At 71.9% G+C, this 18,217-nt stretch carries 16 protein-coding genes; 7 read left to right on the top strand and 9 right to left on the bottom strand.

From position 1 onward, the window contains the following. Positions 1-76 precede the first annotated feature (76 nt). The gene (locus ACIRVF_RS16315) at positions 77-631 is read right to left on the bottom strand and encodes a YbjN domain-containing protein (protein WP_030278363.1); all 555 of its coding nucleotides are present in this window, start codon (positions 629-631) and stop codon (positions 77-79) included. Between the two features lie 391 nt (positions 632-1,022). Between ACIRVF_RS16315 and ACIRVF_RS16310 the strand changes: the two genes are divergently transcribed. Continuing rightward, positions 1,023-1,307, top strand: coding sequence for a helix-turn-helix domain-containing protein (locus ACIRVF_RS16310; protein WP_402817305.1), 285 nt, complete (start codon positions 1,023-1,025; stop codon positions 1,305-1,307). A 146-nt stretch (positions 1,308-1,453) separates the two neighbouring features. Here the strand turns inward: ACIRVF_RS16310 and clpB are convergent, their stop codons facing one another. After that, positions 1,454-4,060, bottom strand: a complete 2,607-nt coding sequence (clpB, locus tag ACIRVF_RS16305) for an ATP-dependent chaperone ClpB (RefSeq protein ID WP_402817303.1) — start codon at positions 4,058-4,060, stop codon at positions 1,454-1,456. A gap of 173 nt (positions 4,061-4,233) precedes the next feature. Next, positions 4,234-5,166, bottom strand: coding sequence for a LysR family transcriptional regulator (locus ACIRVF_RS16300; RefSeq protein ID WP_402817301.1), 933 nt, complete (start codon positions 5,164-5,166; stop codon positions 4,234-4,236). Between the two features lie 70 nt (positions 5,167-5,236). Between ACIRVF_RS16300 and ACIRVF_RS16295 the strand changes: the two genes are divergently transcribed. From ACIRVF_RS16295 to ACIRVF_RS16270, 6 genes are all read left to right on the top strand, one after another. Further along, positions 5,237-6,391 carry a TDT family transporter gene (locus tag ACIRVF_RS16295; RefSeq protein WP_402817300.1) on the top strand — a complete coding sequence of 385 codons (1,155 nt, stop codon included), beginning with the start codon at positions 5,237-5,239 and terminating at the stop codon, positions 6,389-6,391. A gap of 717 nt (positions 6,392-7,108) precedes the next feature. After that, positions 7,109-8,101, top strand: a complete 993-nt coding sequence (locus ACIRVF_RS16290; protein WP_402817299.1) for a LuxR family transcriptional regulator — start codon at positions 7,109-7,111, stop codon at positions 8,099-8,101. After that, entirely contained in the window at positions 8,091-9,092 is a 1,002-nt protein-coding gene (locus ACIRVF_RS16285; RefSeq protein WP_402817298.1) for a LuxR family transcriptional regulator, read from the top strand. The genes ACIRVF_RS16290 and ACIRVF_RS16285 overlap by 11 nt, the downstream gene beginning before the upstream one ends. Beyond that, positions 9,085-10,059 (top strand): LuxR family transcriptional regulator, encoded by a 975-nt coding sequence (locus ACIRVF_RS16280; protein ID WP_402817296.1) that lies wholly within the window; start codon positions 9,085-9,087, stop codon positions 10,057-10,059. Before ACIRVF_RS16285 ends, ACIRVF_RS16280 begins: the two co-directional genes overlap by 8 nt. Next, a complete protein-coding gene (locus tag ACIRVF_RS16275) occupies positions 10,056-11,021 on the top strand; it encodes a LuxR C-terminal-related transcriptional regulator (protein WP_402817294.1) in 966 nt (321 codons plus the stop codon). Before ACIRVF_RS16280 ends, ACIRVF_RS16275 begins: the two co-directional genes overlap by 4 nt. Beyond that, on the top strand, positions 11,014-11,259 hold the full coding sequence (locus ACIRVF_RS16270) for a hypothetical protein (RefSeq protein ID WP_402817292.1): 246 nt from the start codon (positions 11,014-11,016) through the stop codon (positions 11,257-11,259). The genes ACIRVF_RS16275 and ACIRVF_RS16270 overlap by 8 nt, the downstream gene beginning before the upstream one ends. A 7-nt stretch (positions 11,260-11,266) precedes the next feature. On the opposite strand, the gene ACIRVF_RS16265 is transcribed toward ACIRVF_RS16270, so the two are convergent. The 6 genes from ACIRVF_RS16265 to dnaK all read right to left on the bottom strand — a co-directional run bounded on the left by ACIRVF_RS16265 (position 11,267) and on the right by dnaK (position 18,022). Further along, a complete protein-coding gene (locus ACIRVF_RS16265; RefSeq protein WP_396237778.1) occupies positions 11,267-11,884 on the bottom strand; it encodes a hypothetical protein in 618 nt (205 codons plus the stop codon). A 568-nt stretch (positions 11,885-12,452) separates the two neighbouring features. Continuing rightward, the gene (locus ACIRVF_RS16260; protein ID WP_402817290.1) at positions 12,453-13,442 is read right to left on the bottom strand and encodes a hypothetical protein; all 990 of its coding nucleotides are present in this window, start codon (positions 13,440-13,442) and stop codon (positions 12,453-12,455) included. Between the two features lie 190 nt (positions 13,443-13,632). Next, positions 13,633-14,142, bottom strand: a complete 510-nt coding sequence (locus ACIRVF_RS16255) for a heat shock protein transcriptional repressor HspR (RefSeq protein ID WP_402817523.1) — start codon at positions 14,140-14,142, stop codon at positions 13,633-13,635. A gap of 40 nt (positions 14,143-14,182) precedes the next feature. Further along, a complete protein-coding gene (dnaJ, locus tag ACIRVF_RS16250) occupies positions 14,183-15,337 on the bottom strand; it encodes a molecular chaperone DnaJ (protein ID WP_402817288.1) in 1,155 nt (384 codons plus the stop codon). Positions 15,338-15,560: 223 nt separating this feature from the next. After that, positions 15,561-16,178 (bottom strand): nucleotide exchange factor GrpE, encoded by a 618-nt coding sequence (gene grpE, locus ACIRVF_RS16245; RefSeq protein WP_402817286.1) that lies wholly within the window; start codon positions 16,176-16,178, stop codon positions 15,561-15,563. Further along, positions 16,175-18,022, bottom strand: coding sequence for a molecular chaperone DnaK (gene dnaK / locus ACIRVF_RS16240; RefSeq protein ID WP_402817284.1), 1,848 nt, complete (start codon positions 18,020-18,022; stop codon positions 16,175-16,177). The genes grpE and dnaK overlap by 4 nt, the downstream gene beginning before the upstream one ends. Positions 18,023-18,217: the final 195 nt, after the last annotated feature.

The raw sequence follows: 18,217 nt of genomic DNA, 5'->3' as shown, positions 1-18,217 counted from the left end.
GGCGGCGAGCAAAAGGACGGCCCGGCCGCCGGACGTGCCGGGGGCCGGGCCGGGGGGTGCGTGCCGGGGGCCGGGATCAGGCCTCCTCGCCGTCCTCGCCCTCGCCGTCCTCGCCCTCGATCTCGTTCTGCAGGCCCAGGCGCTCGACGATCCACTGCTCGAAGCCGACCGCGGCCTGGGTCCAGTTCGCCGTGGTGGTGACGAAGTAGTCCAGGTTTACGCCGGTGCCGACGATCATCTGGGCCTCGCCGATCAGGCGGACCACGCCGTCCTCGTGGGTGTGGGTGTAGACCTTCGGCCAGAGGGTCTCCCGGTTCCACTCGTCGATCAGGTCGAGGATCTCGCCCTTCTTCTCCAGCGGGTACGCGCGGTCGTAGAAGGCGCGCACCGCGAAGAGCTCCTTCTGCTCGCCGCGGAACATGTAGTAGACGCGGAAGCCCTCCCAGGGGGCGGTGAGGTCGCCCTCCTCGTCCACGACGTGCTTGAGCTGCATCTGGTCGAGCAGCTGGGTGACCAGGGCCTGGTCCGGGACGATGATCGGCGGAGGGCCGGCCGGCCGGCCGCCCTGGCCGCCGGGCTGGCCGCCCTGGGGCACGCCGAACGAGGGGATGGACGACGGGTCGATGCTCATGGGGGTCCTCTTCCTCAGTGCACGTGGTGGCCGGCAATGAGAGGCCGCCCTTTCCACCTCCCATCCTGCCTCATTCGGGGCTCCGCTCACAGGGGCACCGAAGGGCGCGTCGATCTTCGTTCCGGGGTGCGCGCGGGCCTTCGTCACCCACGGTGGCGGGGCGCCGCCGCCGTCCGGTCGTCGTGCCGTCGCGGCGCCGCCGCCCCGCCGCGGAACCTGTCGGCGCCGGCCGGGCGCCCGGCGCGCGAGTGAGCCAAGTCACGCGCCCGGCGTACGGGTTCGCCTGCCGTGCGGGCCGGATGCGGTTAGCGTGCGACGGAACTCACCGGCGGGGCAAAACCCTTCTGAGCCGGGAGAGTTGAGGTGGTTTGAGCTGAATGGGGGAGCGGTGATGGAGCGTACGGTGACCAGGGAGGGCGCCTCGCTCGGGACGCTGCTGCGGAACATCCGACTGGACCGGGGGATGACGCAGGAGCAGTTGGGTGAAGCCTCGGGGCTGAGCGTGCGGTCGATCCGGGACCTGGAGCGGGGGGTGTCCTGCCCGAGGGTGTCCACACTGCGGCTGCTCACCCAGACCTGGCACCTTCCGGAGTCCCAGGGGGCCGAGCTGCACCGGCTGGCGCGCGCGTGGCGGGACCGCTCGCGGCAGCAGCGGCAGCTGGCAGGGGCGGACTAGGGACCGCTCCGCCGCAGGGCGGACGGCCCCAGGAAAGCGGCCGGCCCAGGAAAGCGGTGCGGGCGCGCATGCGGTGCGGGCTCGCATGCGGTGCGGGCCGTTCCCCTCGCGCGTGCGAGGGGAACGGCCCGTACGGTGCACCGTCGCTACTTCTCCAGCGGGACCCGGCTGCGGACGGTGAGGTGGTCGCCCTCGTCGTCCCGATCGACCAGGACGGTGTCCCCGTCGTGCACCTGGCCGGACAGGATCGCCCGGGCCAGCTGGTCGCCGATCGCGGACTGCACCAGTCGGCGCAGCGGGCGGGCGCCGTACGCCGGGTCGTACCCGGTGAGCGCCAGCCAGTCGCGGGCGGCCGCGGAGACGTCCAGGGTGAGCCGCCGCTCGCGCAGCCGCTCGCCGAGGCGGGCCACCTGCAGGTCGACGATGCGGCTGAGCTCGTCGGTGCCCAGCGGGTCGAAGACCACGATGTCGTCCAGCCGGTTGAGGAACTCCGGCTTGAACGCGGTCCGGACGGAGTCCAGCACCAGGGCCTTCTTCCGCTCCTCCGGGATGGCCGGGTCCACCAAGTACTGGCTGCCCAGGTTGGAGGTGAGGATCAGGATCGCGTTGCGGAAGTCCACCGTGCGGCCCTGGCCGTCGGTGAGCCGGCCGTCGTCGAGCACCTGGAGCAGCACGTCGAAGACCTCGGGGTGGGCCTTCTCGACCTCGTCCAGCAGCACCACGCTGTAGGGGCGGCGGCGGACCGCCTCGGTGAGCTGGCCGCCCTCCTCGTAGCCGACGTACCCGGGCGGGGCGCCGACCAGGCGGGAGACCGAGTGCTTCTCGCCGTACTCGCTCATGTCGATCCGGACCATCGCCCGCTCGTCGTCGAACAGGAAGTCGGCCAGGGCCTTGGCGAGTTCGGTCTTGCCGACGCCCGTGGGGCCGAGGAAGAGGAAGGAGCCGGTCGGGCGGTCCGGGTCGGCGATGCCCGAGCGGGTACGGCGTACCGCGTCCGAGACCGCCTGCACGGCCTCCGCCTGTCCGATCAGGCGCTTGCCCAACTCCTCCTCCATGCGCAGGAGCTTGGCGCTCTCGCCCTCCAGCAGGCGGCCGGCCGGGATGCCCGTCCAGGAGGCGACCACATCGGCCACGTCGTCCGGGCCGACCTCCTCCTTGACCATCGAGGCGGAGGAGTCCTGGTCGGCGGCGCGGTCCTGGGCGTCGCTGAGCTCCTTCTCGGCGGCCGGGATCTCGGCGTACATGAGCTTGGAGGCCCGCTCGAAGTCCCCGTCGCGCTGCGCCCGTTCGAGCGCGCCGTGCAGGTCGTCCAGCCGCTCCTTGAGCTCGCCGACCCGGTTGAGGCTCTTCTTCTCCTGGTCCCAGCGCGCCGTCAGCACGCTCAACTGCTCGTTCTTGTCGGCCAGATCGCGCCGCAGCCGGGCCAGCCGGTCGACCGAGGCCGGGTCCGACTCCTTCTCCAGGGCCAGCTCCTCCATCCGCAACCGGTCGACGGCGCGCTGGAGTTCGTCGATCTCGACCGGGGAGGAGTCGATCTCCATCCGCAGCCGGGAGGCGGCCTCGTCGACCAGGTCGATCGCCTTGTCGGGCAGGAAGCGGGAGGTGATGTAGCGGTTGGACAGGGTGGCGGCGGCGACCAGGGCGGCGTCCGAGATCTGCACCTTGTGGTGCGCCTCGTACCGGCCCTTGAGGCCGCGCAGGATGGCGATCGAGTCCTCCACGCTGGGCTCGCCGACCAGCACCTGCTGGAAGCGGCGCTCCAGGGCCGGGTCCTTCTCGATCCGCTCGCGGTACTCGTCCAGCGTGGTGGCGCCGACCATCCGCAGCTCGCCGCGGGCCAGCATCGGCTTGAGCATGTTGCCCGCGTCCATCGCGGAGTCGCCGCCGGCGCCCGCGCCGACCACGGTGTGCAGCTCGTCGATGAAGGTGACCACCTGGCCGTCGGAGGCCTTGATGTCGTTCAGGACGGCCTTCAGCCGCTCCTCGAACTCGCCGCGGAACTTGGCGCCCGCGACCATCGCGCCGAGGTCCAGCGCGACCAGCCGCTTGCCGCGCAGCGACTCCGGCACGTCACCGGCCACGATGCGCTGGGCGAGGCCCTCGACCACGGCCGTCTTGCCGACGCCGGGCTCGCCGATCAGCACCGGGTTGTTCTTCGTCCGGCGGGAGAGCACCTGGACCACCCGGCGGATCTCGTGGTCACGGCCGATCACCGGATCGAGCTTGCCGTCCCGGGCGGCCTGGGTGAGGTCGGTACCGAACTTCTCCAGGGCCTTGTAGGTGCCCTCCGGATCCGGCGAGGTGACCCGGCCGCTGCCCCGGACGTCCTTGAAGGCGGCCAGCAGCGCCTTGGGCGTCGCGCCCTGCTGCACCAGCAGCTCGGCGACCGCCCCTCCCTCGGCGGCCAGGCCGACCATCAGGTGCTCGGTGGAGACGTACTGGTCGTCCAGGTCGTCCGCGCGCTTGCCGGCCTCGGTGAGCACGGCGAGGGTGTCCCGGGCCAGCTGCGGCGCGGCGACCGTCGAGCCCATCGCGCTGGGCAGAGCCGTCAGCAGGCGGCGGGCCTCGGCGTCGATCCGGGAGACGTTCGCCCCGACCGCCTCCAGCAGGGGCCGGGCGATGCCCTCGGACTGCTCCAGCAGGGCGATCAGGATGTGCACCGGCTTGACGTCCGGGTTGCCGACCGCGCCCGCCTGCCGGATCGCGGCGGACAGGGCGTCCTGCGTCTTGGTGGTGAACTTGCTCGCGTCCACTGCTGGGGGATCCTCCCTCGTCGTCCTTCACTGCTGCCACTTACGGCATGCACTAAGTTGAGTGTATCTCGCTCAACTTTTTTCCGGCACCCCTTCCGGCCCCTCCTTTCGGGCCCGGGGCTCCTGCCGGGCCCAGGGGGCCTTCGGGGCCGGCGGTCCTCAGCCCCTCCGCCTCAGCCCCTCCGCCTCGGCGGCTCGCCGGAGCTCCTGCGGGTCAGCCCCAGCAGCTCCCGGGCCGGGCCGCCCGGCCGCTGCCCGGCCGGCCACACCGCGCGCAGCGGCCGCCGCAGGTCCAGCTCCTCCGCCAGCGGAACCTCGACCAGCCGCCGGGTGGCCAGTTCCTCCACCACCGCCAGCTCGCTCAGGCAGACCGGCCCCGCCCCGGTCATCGCCGCCGCCTTCAGCGCCGTGGACGAGGCCAGTTCCAGTCGGGGCGGCACCGCGCCCCCGTACGGCGTCAGCGCCATCTCCAGCACCTCCCGGGTGCCCGAGCCGGGCTCGCGCAGCACCAGCGGGGTGGCCGCCAGCTCCGTCCCGGTCAGCGGGGTCCGGCGGCGCGCCCACCGGTGGCCGGGTGCCACCACGACCACCAGCCGGTCCGCCGCCACCACGGCGCCGGCCAGCCCGGGCGGGGTGGACGGGCCCTCGACGAAGCCGAGGTCGGCCTCCCCGGCCAGGACGTGCCCGGCCACCTCCGCGGAGTTCGCCGTCCGCAGCGTCACCGCCGTCCCCGGACTGGCCTCGGCCAGCGCCAGCAGCCAGCCCGGCATCAGGTACTCGGCGACCGTCAGGCTGGCCACCACCCGCAACTTGGCGTCCCGCCGCTCGCGCAGCGCGTCGATCCCGGCGTCCAGCGCCTGCGCCGCCTCCACCACCTGCCGGGCCCACTCGACCACCAGCCGGCCCGCCTCGGTCGGCCGGCTGCCCCGCGGCGAGCGCTCCAGCAGGGGGACGCCGATCTGCCGCTCCATGCCCTTGATCCGGGCACTCGCCGTCGGCTGGCTCACACCCAGCTCGGCCGCCGCCCGGCCGACGCTGCCCAGCCGGGCCACCGCGAGCAGCAGTTCCAGGGCGCCCAGTTCGGGGACGTGCGGGGAGAGAGCCATAGGTTCAGCCTATGCCCTCATAGAACCCGCGGCGCTACCGGCCACCGCCCCGCTCGGCGACGGTGGGACCATGTCCACCTCGGCCGATGTCCGCCCGCTCACCCGCCCCGCCGACCGCTCCCGGCCCTCCCGCCGCTCCTGGCACACCGGCCTCTCCCCGCTCTCCCGCCTCGACCTCGCCCAGCTAGGCCCCAACTGGTACGCCGCCGTGATGGGCACCGCGATCGTGGCCAACGGCGCCGCCGCCCTTCCGGTCCGGCTGCCCGGGCTGATCGGCTTCGGCGAGGTGATGTGGGCGCTCGGCGCGGCCGCCCTGCTGGTGCTGGCCTCGGCCCGGCTGGCGCACCTCACCCGGCACCGCGAGGCGGCCCGCGCCCAGCTGCTGGACAACCCGGCCACCGCCGTCTTCTACGGCTGCCCGCCGATGGCGCTGCTGGCGGTCGGGCTCGGCACCCTGCTGCTCGGCTCGCGGGTCATCGGCACCGGCCCGGCCGTCGCCCTGGACGCCGCCCTGTGGGGCGTGGGAACCCTGTACGCGCTGGCCGTCGCGGGGGGCATCCCGTACCTGATGATCACCCGGCACCCGGTCTCCGCCCTGGAGGCCAACCCGACCTGGCTGCTGCCCGTGGTCGCCCCGCTGGTCGCCTCCGCGTGCGGCCCGGCGCTCGTCCCGCACCTGCCCGCCGGCCTGCCGCAGCAGGCCCTGCTGTACGGCTGCTGGGCGCTGTTCGGGGTCGGCCTGCTGGCCACCCTGGTGCTGCTGCCGGTGGTGTTCACCGGGCTGCTCCACAGCAAGGTGCCCGCCCTGGCGCTCACCCCCACCCTGTTCCTGGTGCTCGGCCCGCTCGGCCAGTCCGTCACCGCGATCCACCAGCTCGCCGACGCGGCCCGGCCGGTGCTGCCCTCGCTGGCGCCCGTCATGCTGCCGCTGGCCGAGCTGTACGGCGTCGCGGTGACCGGCGTCGCGATGCTCTGGCTGGCCGTCGCGCTCACCGCCAACCTGCGCGCCCGGCGGGCCGGGATGCCGTTCGCGATGACCTGGTGGGCGTTCACCTTCCCGGTCGGCACCTGCGTCACCGGCGCCTCCGCGCTCGCCCGGCACACCGGTTTCGGGGGGTTCACCGGGCTGGCCGTCGGCCTCTACCTGCTGCTGGGCACCGCCTGGCTGCTGGCGACGGGCGGTACGGCCGCCGGGCTGCTGCGCGGGCGGCTGCTGGCGCGCTGAGCTGCGGGTGGCCGGGGCTGCGGACGGGCTGAGCCGTGGGCGGCCGGGGCTGCGGACGGGCTGAGCCCTGGGCGGTGCGGGTGCGCTGAGCTGCGGGCGGCCGGGGCTGCGGGTGGCCATCCCCCGTGGAGCGGCCACCCGCCGTCAGGGGCGTGTCAGCGTTGCAGGAACGCGCAGCTGCAGGATGACGGTGTACAGCCAGCCGATAGTCGGCGTTCGCACCCCCCGCTGGCCTCGGCCTTTACCGGAATCCGACCCGCCGTCCGCGACTCCGCACCCCCGCCCGGATGCAGATAGCTGCAATTGCGCGAACCTGCAGTCGGGCGGCACTTGTTCACCGGCCGTCACACTGTGAGGGTGGAGGTACGCCAGGTCGCCCGGGCACCGCAGCCCGAAGGTGGCGACTTGCTCTTCAGACTGACCACGGATGCAACATCCCGCAGCCGTGGAACGGGGGGGAAGAGCCCCGGCCGGGGTCCATGTGTGGTGATGGCCCCCGGAACCGGAGCCGGCGAGGCGTTGCTGCTCCGCCTCGACGGAAGCGCCCAAGCCCTGGCGTGGTGACGGGGACCCCCGGGATCCCGGTGTGCGACGGCACCCGGCCCCGGGGGTCCACCGTCCGACCGGTACCGTGAAACGCCCCCGGCAGCCGGTACCCGCGGACCGCGCGTACGGGTGGGGGAACAGCGGAGAGGCGTCCGGCAGGGAGAGTGCGACGTGACGGCGGAACCGGCGGTCACGCCGCACCAGATGCCCGAGGGCGGCGAACCCGACGAGGCCGCGCGGCAGTTGTACCTGGCGGTCATCGACCGGGGCGGCCGCATCCCGTTCGCCGACATCACCGACGAGGAGCGCGCCGCACTCCGGCAACTCCTCGACATCGGCCTGGTGATGGTCAACCGGATGGACCGCTGCTACACCGCCGTCAGTCCGCGCTCCGTCAGCGACCGCCTCGGCGCCGAACTCCGCAGCGAGGCCACCCGGCTGCTGGTCCGCGCCGAGAACCTCCCCGGCGCCCTGGACGGTCTCACCCGCGCCTACGACGCGATGCCCCGCCCGTCCGGCGGCTCCGGCGGCGCCGTCCACGTCGAGGGTCACGTCCACATCCGCCAGCGGATCTCCCAACTGGTCTCCGACTGCCGCTCCGAGGTGCTCACCGCCCAGCCCGGCCAGCGACCCGCCGACGCCCTGCAGGTCGCCCTCGCCCAGGACGTCCAACTCCTCCAGCGCGGCTGCTCGCTGCGCACCATCTACCAACCCGTCGCGCTCGCCGAACCGCCCGCGATCGCCTACGCCGAGGCGGTCACCCGGCACGGCTCGCAGATCCGGATCCTCGACGAGCCCTTCCAGCGGCTGATCGTCTTCGACCGCAGCGTCGCCGTGATCTCCGCCAACGACGACAACAGCGCCGCCGCCTTCATCAGCGACCCGGCCGCCCTCAGCTACCTGATCAGCGGCTTCGAACGGGACTGGGCCCGCGCCGACACCACCGAAGCCGCCACCGCCCTCGGCCAGGGCCCCGCCCGTACCATCCCCGACCGGGTCGGCCGCCTGCTCGCCCGCGGCCTCACCCAGCGCGCCGTCGCCACCCGCCTCGGCCTCAGCGAACGCACCGTCGCCGGCCACATCTCGCGCCTGCGCGACCGCTACGGCGCCCAGACCCTCTTCCAGCTCGGCTGGCTGATGAGAGGTGCCCGAGATGACGGATGAGCCGGGCCCCGCCGAGCGCGCCCTCTACCTGGCCGCCGCCCGCGGGGGCGGACGACTGCGCCCCGAGGACCTCGGCCCCGCCGACCGCTCCACCGTCGCCGCCCTCGTCGCCCGCGGGCTCCTCACCCCCACCGCCAACGGCTACACCGCCGCCAACCCGCGCGCCCTCGGCGACCGCATCGGCGCCGAGCTCCGCATCCGCGCCGTCCGCCTGCTGCTGCACGCCGAGCGGCTCCCCGGCACCCTCCGGCCGCTCGCCCACGCGTACGAGGCGCTCCGCGGGGCGTCCGGCGCCGACGGTCCGGGGGCCGTCCCGTCCGGGCCCGTCGCGTCCGGTCCCGGTACCTACGAGCCCCTCGCGTCCGGTCCCCTCGCGTCCGGTCCCGTCGACACCACCGACATCCGCCGGCGCATCTCCGAGCTCCACACCGAGTGCAAGACCGAGCTGCTCGCCGCCCGCCCCGGCCACCAGCCCGCCGACCGACTCCAGCGGACCCTCGCCCGGGACCTCGCCCTGCTCGCCCGCGGCTGCTCCCTGCGCACCCTCCACCAGCCGGCCACCCTCGACGACCCCGCCGCGCTCCGCCAGACCGCCCTCCGCACCCAGCAGGGCGCCCGGGTCCGGATCCTCGCGGAACCGTACGAGCGCATCCTGGTCTTCGACCGCACCGTCGCCGTCATTCCCGCCGCCGCCGACCGCAGCCGTGCCGCCATCGTCACCGACCCCAGCACCGTCGCCTACCTGGTCGCCCACTTCGAACGCGACTGGGCCCGCGCCACCCCCGCCGACCGCCACCTCGGTGCCCCCCACCCCACCACCGTCCGCATCGGCCGCCTGCTCGCCCGCGGCCTCACCCAACGCGCCGTCGCCACCCGCCTCGGCCTCAGCGAACGCACCGTCGCCGGCCACATCTCGCGCCTGCGCGACCGCTACGGCGCCCGAACCCTCTTCCACCTCGGCTGGCAGCTCCGCGGAGAACACCATGGCTGACCCCTCCGCCCTCCTCGCGGCGGCCCTTCCGGACCCCGCCGCCCGCGCCCTCTACCTCGCCATCCTCCGGGAGGGCGGCCGCATCCGCGCCGACGAAGTCGGGCAGGCGGACCGGGCGGCACTCGGGCGGTTGGTGGAACTCGGCCTGCTGGTGCCGCAGTTGCAGGACGCCGCGTACAGCGCGGTCGACCCGCGCGGGGCGATCGAGCGGATCGGCAGCGAGATCCGTCTGCAGAGCGCGCGTCTGCTCGCGGACGCCGAGCAGCTCCCCGAGCTGATGGGCGAACTCACCCGGGCGTACGACGCCGGCCCGAAACGGCAGAGCGAATCGAGGGGGCTGCGGTACATCACCAGCAAGGAGGGGATCCGGCACACGGTCGAGCAGTTGAGCCAGGAGTTCCCGGGAGAGAGCATGGCCGCCCAGCCCGGCGGACCTCGCCCCGCCGTTGAGCTGCCGGACTCGCTGGAGCGCGCCAGGCGCTTCCACGAACGCGGTGGCACCGTGCGTTCGCTCTACGAGCTCTCCGCCAAGTACGACCCGGCGACCGTGCGGTTCGCTGCTCAGGTCGCCCGGCTCGGGGCCACCACCCGCGTCCTCGGCATCCCTTTCAAGCGATTCCTGGTCTTCGACCGCTCCGTGGCGCTCATCCCCGCCGCCTCGGACTACACCAGCGCCGCCGTGGTCGACGAGCCCGCGATGGTCGCCTTCGTGGTCGACACCTTCGAAACGCTCTGGCAGCAGGCCGAAGGCGTCAACTGGGCAGCACTGGCAGCCGGTTCCCATGAGTCGCCGGTCCACGAGCAGGTCGGCCGCCTGCTCGCCCAGGGCCTCACCCAGCGGTCCGTCGCGGTCCGCCTGGGCCTGAGCGAGCGTACGGTCGCCGGTCACATCGCCCGCCTGCGCGAACTGCACGACGCGGAGACGCTCTTCCAGCTCGGCTGGCAGATGAGAGGAGAGCGCTCGTGACCGACCACGGCATCGCCCTCCCGGACGACGCTGCCCGGGAGCTCTACCGCGCGATCCTGCGCGAGGGCGGCCGGATCAAGATCTCGGACATCCCGGAGGAGAACGCCGAGGCTGTCCAAACCCTGCTCGACCTGGGTCTGTTGAAGCCCTACATCTCGACCGGTTCGCTCAGCGCGATCAATCCGCGCTCGGTCACCGCCCGCATCGGCGCCGACCTCCGCGCGGCAGGCACCCGTCTGCTGGTGCAGGCCGAAGAACTTCCTGACTTGCTCAGCGACTTGACCGATGCCTACGACACCGCGCCGAGGCGCCACGACCACACCGGAACCTTCCGGCTCGTCGAGGGCTTCGAGAACATCCAGCACCGGATCTCACAACTCTCGGAGGAGCTGTGCCATGAGGCGCTGTCCCTCCAACCGGGTGGGGCACGCCCGATGGACGCGGCGGACGACATCGTGGCGCACGTCAGCGCCTACCTGAACGCCGGCGGCTCGATCCACACCATCTACGAGTCGGCCGCCCGGCTGGACGGGCCGACCGCCCGGCTGGCCGCCCGGCTGACCGACATCGGCTGCCACATCCGGGTCGCGCCCTTCGCGCTCTCCAAGATGATGATCTTCGATCGCGCCGTCGCCGTCATCCCCGCCTCGGTCGATCTCAACGCGGCCGTGTTCGTGGAGGATCCGGCGACGGTCACCTTCCTGGCCGAGGTCTTCGAACGCTTCTGGCAGCTCTCCGAAGGCGTCAACTGGGCGGCTCTCGCCGACGGCTCCGCCGGCTCACCCGTCCACGAGCAGGTCGGCCGCCTGCTCGCCCAGGGCCTCACCCAGCGGGCGATCGCGAGCCGCCTGGGTCTGAGCGAGCGTACGGTCGCCGGTCACATCGCCCGGCTGCGCGAGCTGTACGACGCCGAGACCCTGTTCCAGCTGGGCTGGCAGATGAGGGGAGCCCGCGATGCCTGAGCCCGGGCTGTCCGATGCCGCCGCCCGCGAGCGCTACCGGATGGCCCTGGCCCACGACACCGCGTCGCGTCGTGCTCGCGCGGGGTCTCACGCAGCGGGCGATTGCCGGCCGGTCATGGCCGGCGAACGGACGGTGGCCGGTCACATCGCCCGCCTGCGTGAGCTGTACGAGGCCGAGGCCCTGTTCCAGCCGGGCCGGCAGGTGCGGGGAGCCCGGGCGGGGGAGCCCGGTGGGTGAGCTCTGCTCAGCCGGTGGCGGCGCCGGTCGGCCAGTAGCCGGGGACGGCGGCCTGCTGTCGGGGGACGTTGAAGCGGTCGCCGGGGGCGGTCCAGAAGCCCTCGCGGAGGGAGAGCGCCATACCGGCCCAGTCCAGGGCGGTCTCCACGGTGTGGTGGAGGGCTTCCTGCGACCAGGTGTCGTCGAAGACCAGCGGCAGGACGGGGGCGACCTGCTCGATCGTGGCGATCAGCGGGTTGTGGGTGATGGCCTCGTCGACGAGCAGGACGATCGGCTTCCGCAGTGCCGACGCCCAACCGAGTTCGAGGCTCACCCCGGCCGAGAGCGGGGCACCCACGTAGGCGAACACCAGGTCCGCGGACTGCAGCGCCCGGAAGTCGGACGGCACCCGGGGCTCCGGGGCGCGGCCGGCGACGGTCCAGGCGTCGCTGTGGTGCGCGCTGTACACGGCGGCGCCGCTGCGGAGGAGGGTGGTGCGGAGGGTCGTCAGCCGCGTCCGGCTGGCGAGCGTCACCACACTGTCTGCGGGGCCGGTCAGCCGCATCAGCGGCGCGGCCAGGAACACACGTGCACGCCGGCCCTCAGGGGCCTGGCTGTCGTGCTGACGCAGGTAGGGCTCGGTCATGTCGACTCCGGGGGAAGGCCGACCAGGGGAGTGAGCGTCGGCGGGGCGTTGGATATGGCTGCTCTTTGGAGTGGTGCTGCTGGTGAACGACTCGGCATTTGACGGTACATTGGCAAGGTGTGGTGTCCTGCCGGACCATCGGGAGCGAACTGATCGTCCATCGCGGGGCAGTGTCACGTCCAGGGTTGGCCTGTGTCATCTGTATGCCTGGCAGGGAGATGACGCACACTCCGGAGACGGGGGGCGGGTGACAGCCTCCCTCTCGTGCGGCACTATGTGAGCCGTTATCCTGCTTGCTGGTTCTGGCGGAGATTCTCACGAGAGAGTGGAGGCGTGACTAACATGCGCCGATTTGTCCGTAAGGTTGTACTTTCCTTGGCAGTTGCCACCGCTGTGCTCGGCGTCTGCTCTCTCGCGAACGCTGCTTGCTCTCACGATGTGACCACCGTTAAGGCGGCCGTGACTGTCGCGGACGACCTCTCCTGGCAGTGAGTCCGGCCGGGCGAGTGCCTGACGGCCTGCCGGGGCGGCGGACCATTCGCTGACCGGCCGAAAGTCGACGGGGACGTCAGTCGCCAGGCCCCTGCGTCTTTCGGCCCAGGACGTATCCGAGCTGAAATAGCGAGTCGACTTTGTAGTCGTCTCGCATTTCGGCTATGTGCCGCGCCAGTGTTCGCTCGCTTATGCCCAGGCGGCGTGCGATGACGCGGTGATTGGTCCCTTCGAGCATCTGGTCAATGATCGTTTGGCGCAGGCGGGACACCACCTGCTGGGGAACCGTACGGGCGCCATCGAACTCCAGTGCCCGGCTCCAGCACCGCTCGAACACTTCCTCGACGAGGTAGTCGATGACCGCCGGGTCGTATATGAAGGCCGCGAGGCTCATGTCATCGACGATGGGGATCACGGCAACGCGTCGGTCCATCACCAGGAGCCGCGTGTAGGGCTCGTCCAGGGTTCGGTACTGGCCGCCGGCCCGGGCGAGTGTGGCCACATAGTCCCTGGTCGGCTGATGGTAGCGGGTGCTGGCGTGGTAGATCGTCCGCATCCGCGTACCGCTCCGCAGGGTTGCCAGGTCCTGCTCGATCATTCCCGAGAGAATCTCCGGGAGACGAGGGCCCCCGGGCTGGAGCGCAAGGGCTTCCTCCAGGCCGGAATCTCTGAAGTGCTGCACCCGCTGGCGAATAAGGGCCTTCCCCTGGACGTGCTCGATGGAGCCGCCGGGCTGCTTCGGAGCGTGAAATTCCCGGGCGAGCTCCTGCAGTTCCGAAGGGAGGGATACGGCACGGGACAGCAGATCCAGTGCCTGACGCTGCCATGAATTACTGAGAATTGTCGAAAGCTGGGATGGATCGGCGGCTATGAAGGTGGTCGGATCATCGCTGTCGGGCACGAGGAGGCCAATCCTCACCAGCTCGTCCCGCGCGGAATCATCCTGCGCGGCATTTGGCCCGGTCGGCAGACTGCCGTCTCCCCGGATGACGGCGAGATATAGCTCTCTTGCCGCTGCCGAGAGGACGGTCGAGCCGGCGGCAAGGGGCTGTTCTCGTTCACTCATCCGCGACTCCTTGCCGTTACCGTGATACCTGTGTCCCGTCAGCGTTGCTGCTGGATGACGTTTCAGCATGCCAGATCCGCTGAGCCCTCCGGAGAGGGAATGTGACCGCACTCTCTCACCACACGCCAGCCGCCGGCACCCCCCGAACAGGAGGGAGCCGGCGGCTGGCGGGGGTGGGCAGTGCCTCGGGTCAGCGCTTGGGGCGCCAGACGACGAGGGCGCTGGACTGGGGGGTGGGGGGCTGGTAGGGGACGAGGTCGCGGCGGTAGGAGGCGTGGACGGCGGCCTCGCGCTGCTGGAGGGCGGCGGCGGCGCTGTCGAGCGAGTCGGCCAGTTCGGTGATGCGGGCCTGGAGCGCGGCGACCTGGTTCTCCAGCTCGATGATCCGCTTGATGCCGGCCAGGTTGATGCCCTCGTCCTGGGAGAGCCGCTGGACCTCGCGCAGCTGCTGGATGTCGCGGGCGGAGTAGCGGCGGCCGCGGCCGGCGGTGCGGTCGGGGCTGACCAGGCCGAGGCGGTCGTACTGGCGCAGGGTCTGCGGGTGGAGGCCGGAGAGTTCGGCCGCGACCGAGATGACGTACACCGGGGTTTCCTCGGTGAGCACGTACTGCGGCGGGGCCGCCGCTCGCCGGGTGCGGCGGGCGCCGTTGCCGGGCAGACCCTCGCCGAGCCCGGGGCCGATCGGGCCACCGGCGTCCATCGGGTTGGTCGGGTTCATCGGATTCGGGGACATCTGGTCGTCACGCTCCCTTCGCCGCCCGGAAGAGGGCGGCTCGCGGGTCGTCGGAGGCGGTGGCCTCGCGGTACTGCTCCAAGGCGTTCAGCGCGTCACCGGTGACGTGCTGGGGCACCACGACCTCGACGGTGACGAGGAGGTCGCCGCGGGTGCCGTCCTTGCGGGTGGCGCCCTTTCCGCGGGCGCGCATGGTGAGGCCGTTGGCGCTGCCCGGGGGCAGCTTGAGCTTGACGGCGGGGCCGTTGAGCGTGGGCACCTCGATGGTGGCGCCGAGGGTCGCCTCGGGGAAGGTGACCGGGACGGTCACGGTGAGGTTGTCGCCCTTGCGCCCGAAGACCGGGTGGGGATCGACGTGCACGGTGACGTAGAGGTCGCCGGGCTGGCCGCCGCGTTCACCCTGGGCGCCCTTGCCCTTGAGCCGGATCCGCTGGTCGGCCTGGACGCCGGCCGGGATGCGGACCTGCATGGTGCGGGCCGAGCTGGCCCGGCCGCTGCCGTGGCAGTCGGGGCACGGGTCGTCGACGATCATGCCCCGGCCGCGGCAGTCCTTGCAGGGCTCGGAGAGCGCGAAGGCGCCCTGGCCACGGCTGACGGTGCCGGAGCCGACACAGGTCGGGCAGACCCGCGGCGTGGTCCCGGACTTGGCGCCGGTGCCGTTGCAGTGGCGGCACGGGGCCTGGCTGGTCATCCGCAGCGGGACGGTCGCGCCGTCCACCGCCTCCTCGAAGGAGAGCGTCACCTCGGTCTCGACGTCGGCGCCGCGCCGGGGCTGGGCCTGCCGCGCGCCGCCGCGGTTGAAGAGGCCGCCGAAGACGTCGCCGAGCCCGCCACCGCCGCTGCCGCCCTGGCTGCCGCTGAAGAGGTCGCCGAAGTCGAAGCTGTAGCTGCCGGTGCCCGGGCCGCCGGTGCGGAAACCGCCGTTGGCGAAGAGGCTGCGGGCCTCGTCGTACTCCTTGCGGCGCTTCTCGTCGGAGAGGACGTCGTACGCCTCGGAGATGTCCTTGAAGCGCTCCTCGGCCTTGGCGTCACCCTTGTTCGCGTCGGGGTGGAACTCGCGCGCCAGCTTCCGGTAGGTCTTCTTGATCTCGGCGGCGGTGGCGTCCTTGGGCACGCCGAGGACCTTGTAGTAGTCCTTCTCCACGTAGTCCTTGCCACTCATGCGCCCACCTCGCTGCGCTCGGCAGCCGCTGAGCGGGACACGCACCTGTGCATGGTTCGCTCGCTGCGCTCGCTCACGGCTTCCGCCACCTCCCGATGTCCATCGTCACTGCGCTGTCAACAGCCGCCGAAGGAGGAGCCGTTGACAGCGCGCTGCGGAGCCGGCCGCCGTACTGGCCGGCATGCGACTCCGCAGCGCACTGGTTGTCAGCTGTCACAGGTTGTCAGCTGTCCGAGCCACCGTCGGACTTGTCCTCGCCGGACTCGGTCTCGGCGTCCGGGCCGGGCGTCGTCTGGGTGCCCGGCTGGGGCTCGGCCACGGCGACCATCGCCGGGCGGATGATCCGCTCGCCGATGCGGTAGCCGGGCTGGAGGATCTGCACGCAGGTGTCCTCGGTGACGTCCGAGGAGTAGCTGTGCATCAGCGCCTCGTGCTGCGTCGGGTCGAAGGGCTCGCCCTCCTTGCCGAACTGCTGCAGGCCCAGCTTGGCGACGACCGTCTCCAGGGACTCGGCGACGGACTTGAAGCCGCCCGTCACCTCGCCGTGCTCGCGGGCGCGGCCGATGTCGTCCAGGACGGGGATCAGGGACTCCAGGATGTTGGAGACCGCGATCTCGCGGACGGTCAGCCGGTCGCGCTCGACCCGCTTGCGGTAGTTCTGGTACTCGGCCTGCAGGCGCTGCAGGTCCGCGGTGCGCTCGGCCAGCTCGCGCTTGGCGGTGGCGAGTTCCTCGGAGCCCTCGCCGGCAGCACCGGCGGCGGCCTCCTCGGCAGCCTTGATCACGGCCTCCTCGGCGGCGGAGTCGTCGCCGGGCTTGCCGCCCTGCGGCTTGTCCGTCATGCCGACGCACCGCCCTTGGGCTTCTCGTCGTCCACGATCTCGGCGTCGACGACGTCGTCCTCCTTGGCCTGGGCGGACTCGCCGGCCGCGGCGGCACCGGCACCGGCGGCGTCGGCGTTGGCGTAGAGCGCCTGGCCGAGCTTCTGGGCGGTGGTGGAGACCTTCTCCGAGGCCTCGCGGATCTTCGCGATGTCCTCGCCCTTCAGGGCCTCCTTGAGCTCGCCGATGGCGGTCTCGACCTCGGTCTTGACGTCGGCCGGGAGCTTGTCGGCGTTGTCCGCGATGAACTTCTCGGTCGAGTAGACGAGCTGCTCGGCGGAGTTGCGGGTCTCCACGGCCTCGCGGCGCTTGTGGTCGTCCTCGGCGTACTGCTCGGCCTCGCGGCGCATGCGGTCGACCTCGTCCTTCGGCAGCGAGGAGCCGCCGGTGACGGTCATCTTCTGCTCCTTGCCGGTGCCGAGGTCCTTGGCGGCGACGTGCATGATGCCGTTGGCGTCGATGTCGAAGGTGACCTCGATCTGCGGCAGGCCGCGCGGCGCCGGCGGCAGGCCGGTCAGCTCGAACATCCCGAGCTTCTTGTTGTACGCGGCGATCTCACGCTCGCCCTGGTAGACCTGGATCTGTACGGACGGCTGGTTGTCCTCGGCCGTCGTGAAGATCTCGGAGCGCTTGGTCGGGATCGTGGTGTTGCGCTCGATGAGCTTGGTCATGATGCCGCCCTTGGTCTCGATGCCGAGGGACAGCGGGGTGACGTCGAGCAGCAGGACGTCCTTGACCTCGCCCTTGAGGACACCGGCCTGGAGCGAGGCGCCGATGGCGACGACCTCGTCCGGGTTGACGCCCTTGTTGGCGTCCTTGCCACCGGTGAGCTCACGGACCAGCTCGGCGACGGCCGGCATGCGGGTCGAGCCGCCGACCAGGACGACGTGGTCGATCTCGGCGAGCGAGATGCCGGCGTCCTTGATCACGTTGTTGAACGGGACCTTGCAGCGCTCCAGCAGGTCCGCGGTCAGCTGCTGGAACTGGGCGCGGGTGAGCTTCTCGTCCAGGTGCAGCGGGCCCTCGGCGGAGGCCGTGATGTACGGCAGGTTGATCGAGGTCTCGGAGGACGAGGACAGCTCGATCTTGGCCTTCTCGGCGGCCTCGCGCAGACGCTGCAGGGCCATCTTGTCCTTGGACAGGTCGACGCCGTGGCCGGCCTGGAAGACCTTGACCAGGTGGTCGACGACGCGCTGGTCCCAGTCGTCACCACCGAGGTGGTTGTCACCGTTGGTGGCCTTCACCTCGACGACCCCGTCGCCGATCTCCAGCAGGGAGACGTCGAAGGTGCCGCCGCCGAGGTCGAAGACCAGGATGGTCTGGTCGTCCTTGTCCAGGCCGTACGCGAGGGCGGCCGCGGTCGGCTCGTTGACGATGCGCAGGACGTTCAGGCCCGCGATCTCGCCGGCCTCCTTGGTGGCCTGGCGCTCCGAGTCGTTGAAGTACGCCGGGACGGTGATGACGGCGTCGGTGACGGTCTCGCCCAGGTACGCCTCGGCGTCGCGCTTCAGCTTCTGCAGCACGAAGGCCGAGATCTGCTGCGGCGTGAAGTCCTTGCCGTCGATGTTGATCTTCCACCCGGTGCCCATGTGGCGCTTGACCGAGCGGATGGTGCGGTCGACGTTGGTGACCGCCTGGCGCTTGGCCACCTCGCCGACGAGGACCTCGCCGTTCTTGGCGAAGGCGACGACGGACGGCGTGGTCCGCGCGCCCTCGGCGTTCGTGATGACGGTGGGCTCGCCACCCTCCAGAACGCTGACGACCGAGTTCGTCGTGCCGAGGTCGATGCCGACCGCGCGTGCCATCGTAGATACCTCCACGGAAGAGTTGAGCTTTACAGGCTCAAGGATGCACGACCCGACGGGGGGCGTCAACAGGCATGAGTGCGCCCCGCTCAACTTTGCTGAGGCCGTCCCCCGTCGAACGGCGGCCGGACGGCCCCGCGGTCGACGGTTGCGGACCGGGGCGGCGCGCGTGCGGTCACGTGACTGCCGCCATAG

Origin of the sequence: Kitasatospora sp. NPDC101157, assembly GCF_044768255.1 — a bacterium.
In the GTDB taxonomy this organism is placed as follows: Bacteria; Actinomycetota; Actinomycetes; order Streptomycetales; family Streptomycetaceae; genus Kitasatospora.
The sequence above is the reverse complement of the archived record's forward strand: the minus strand, read 5'-3'. Positions and strand labels throughout refer to the sequence as shown.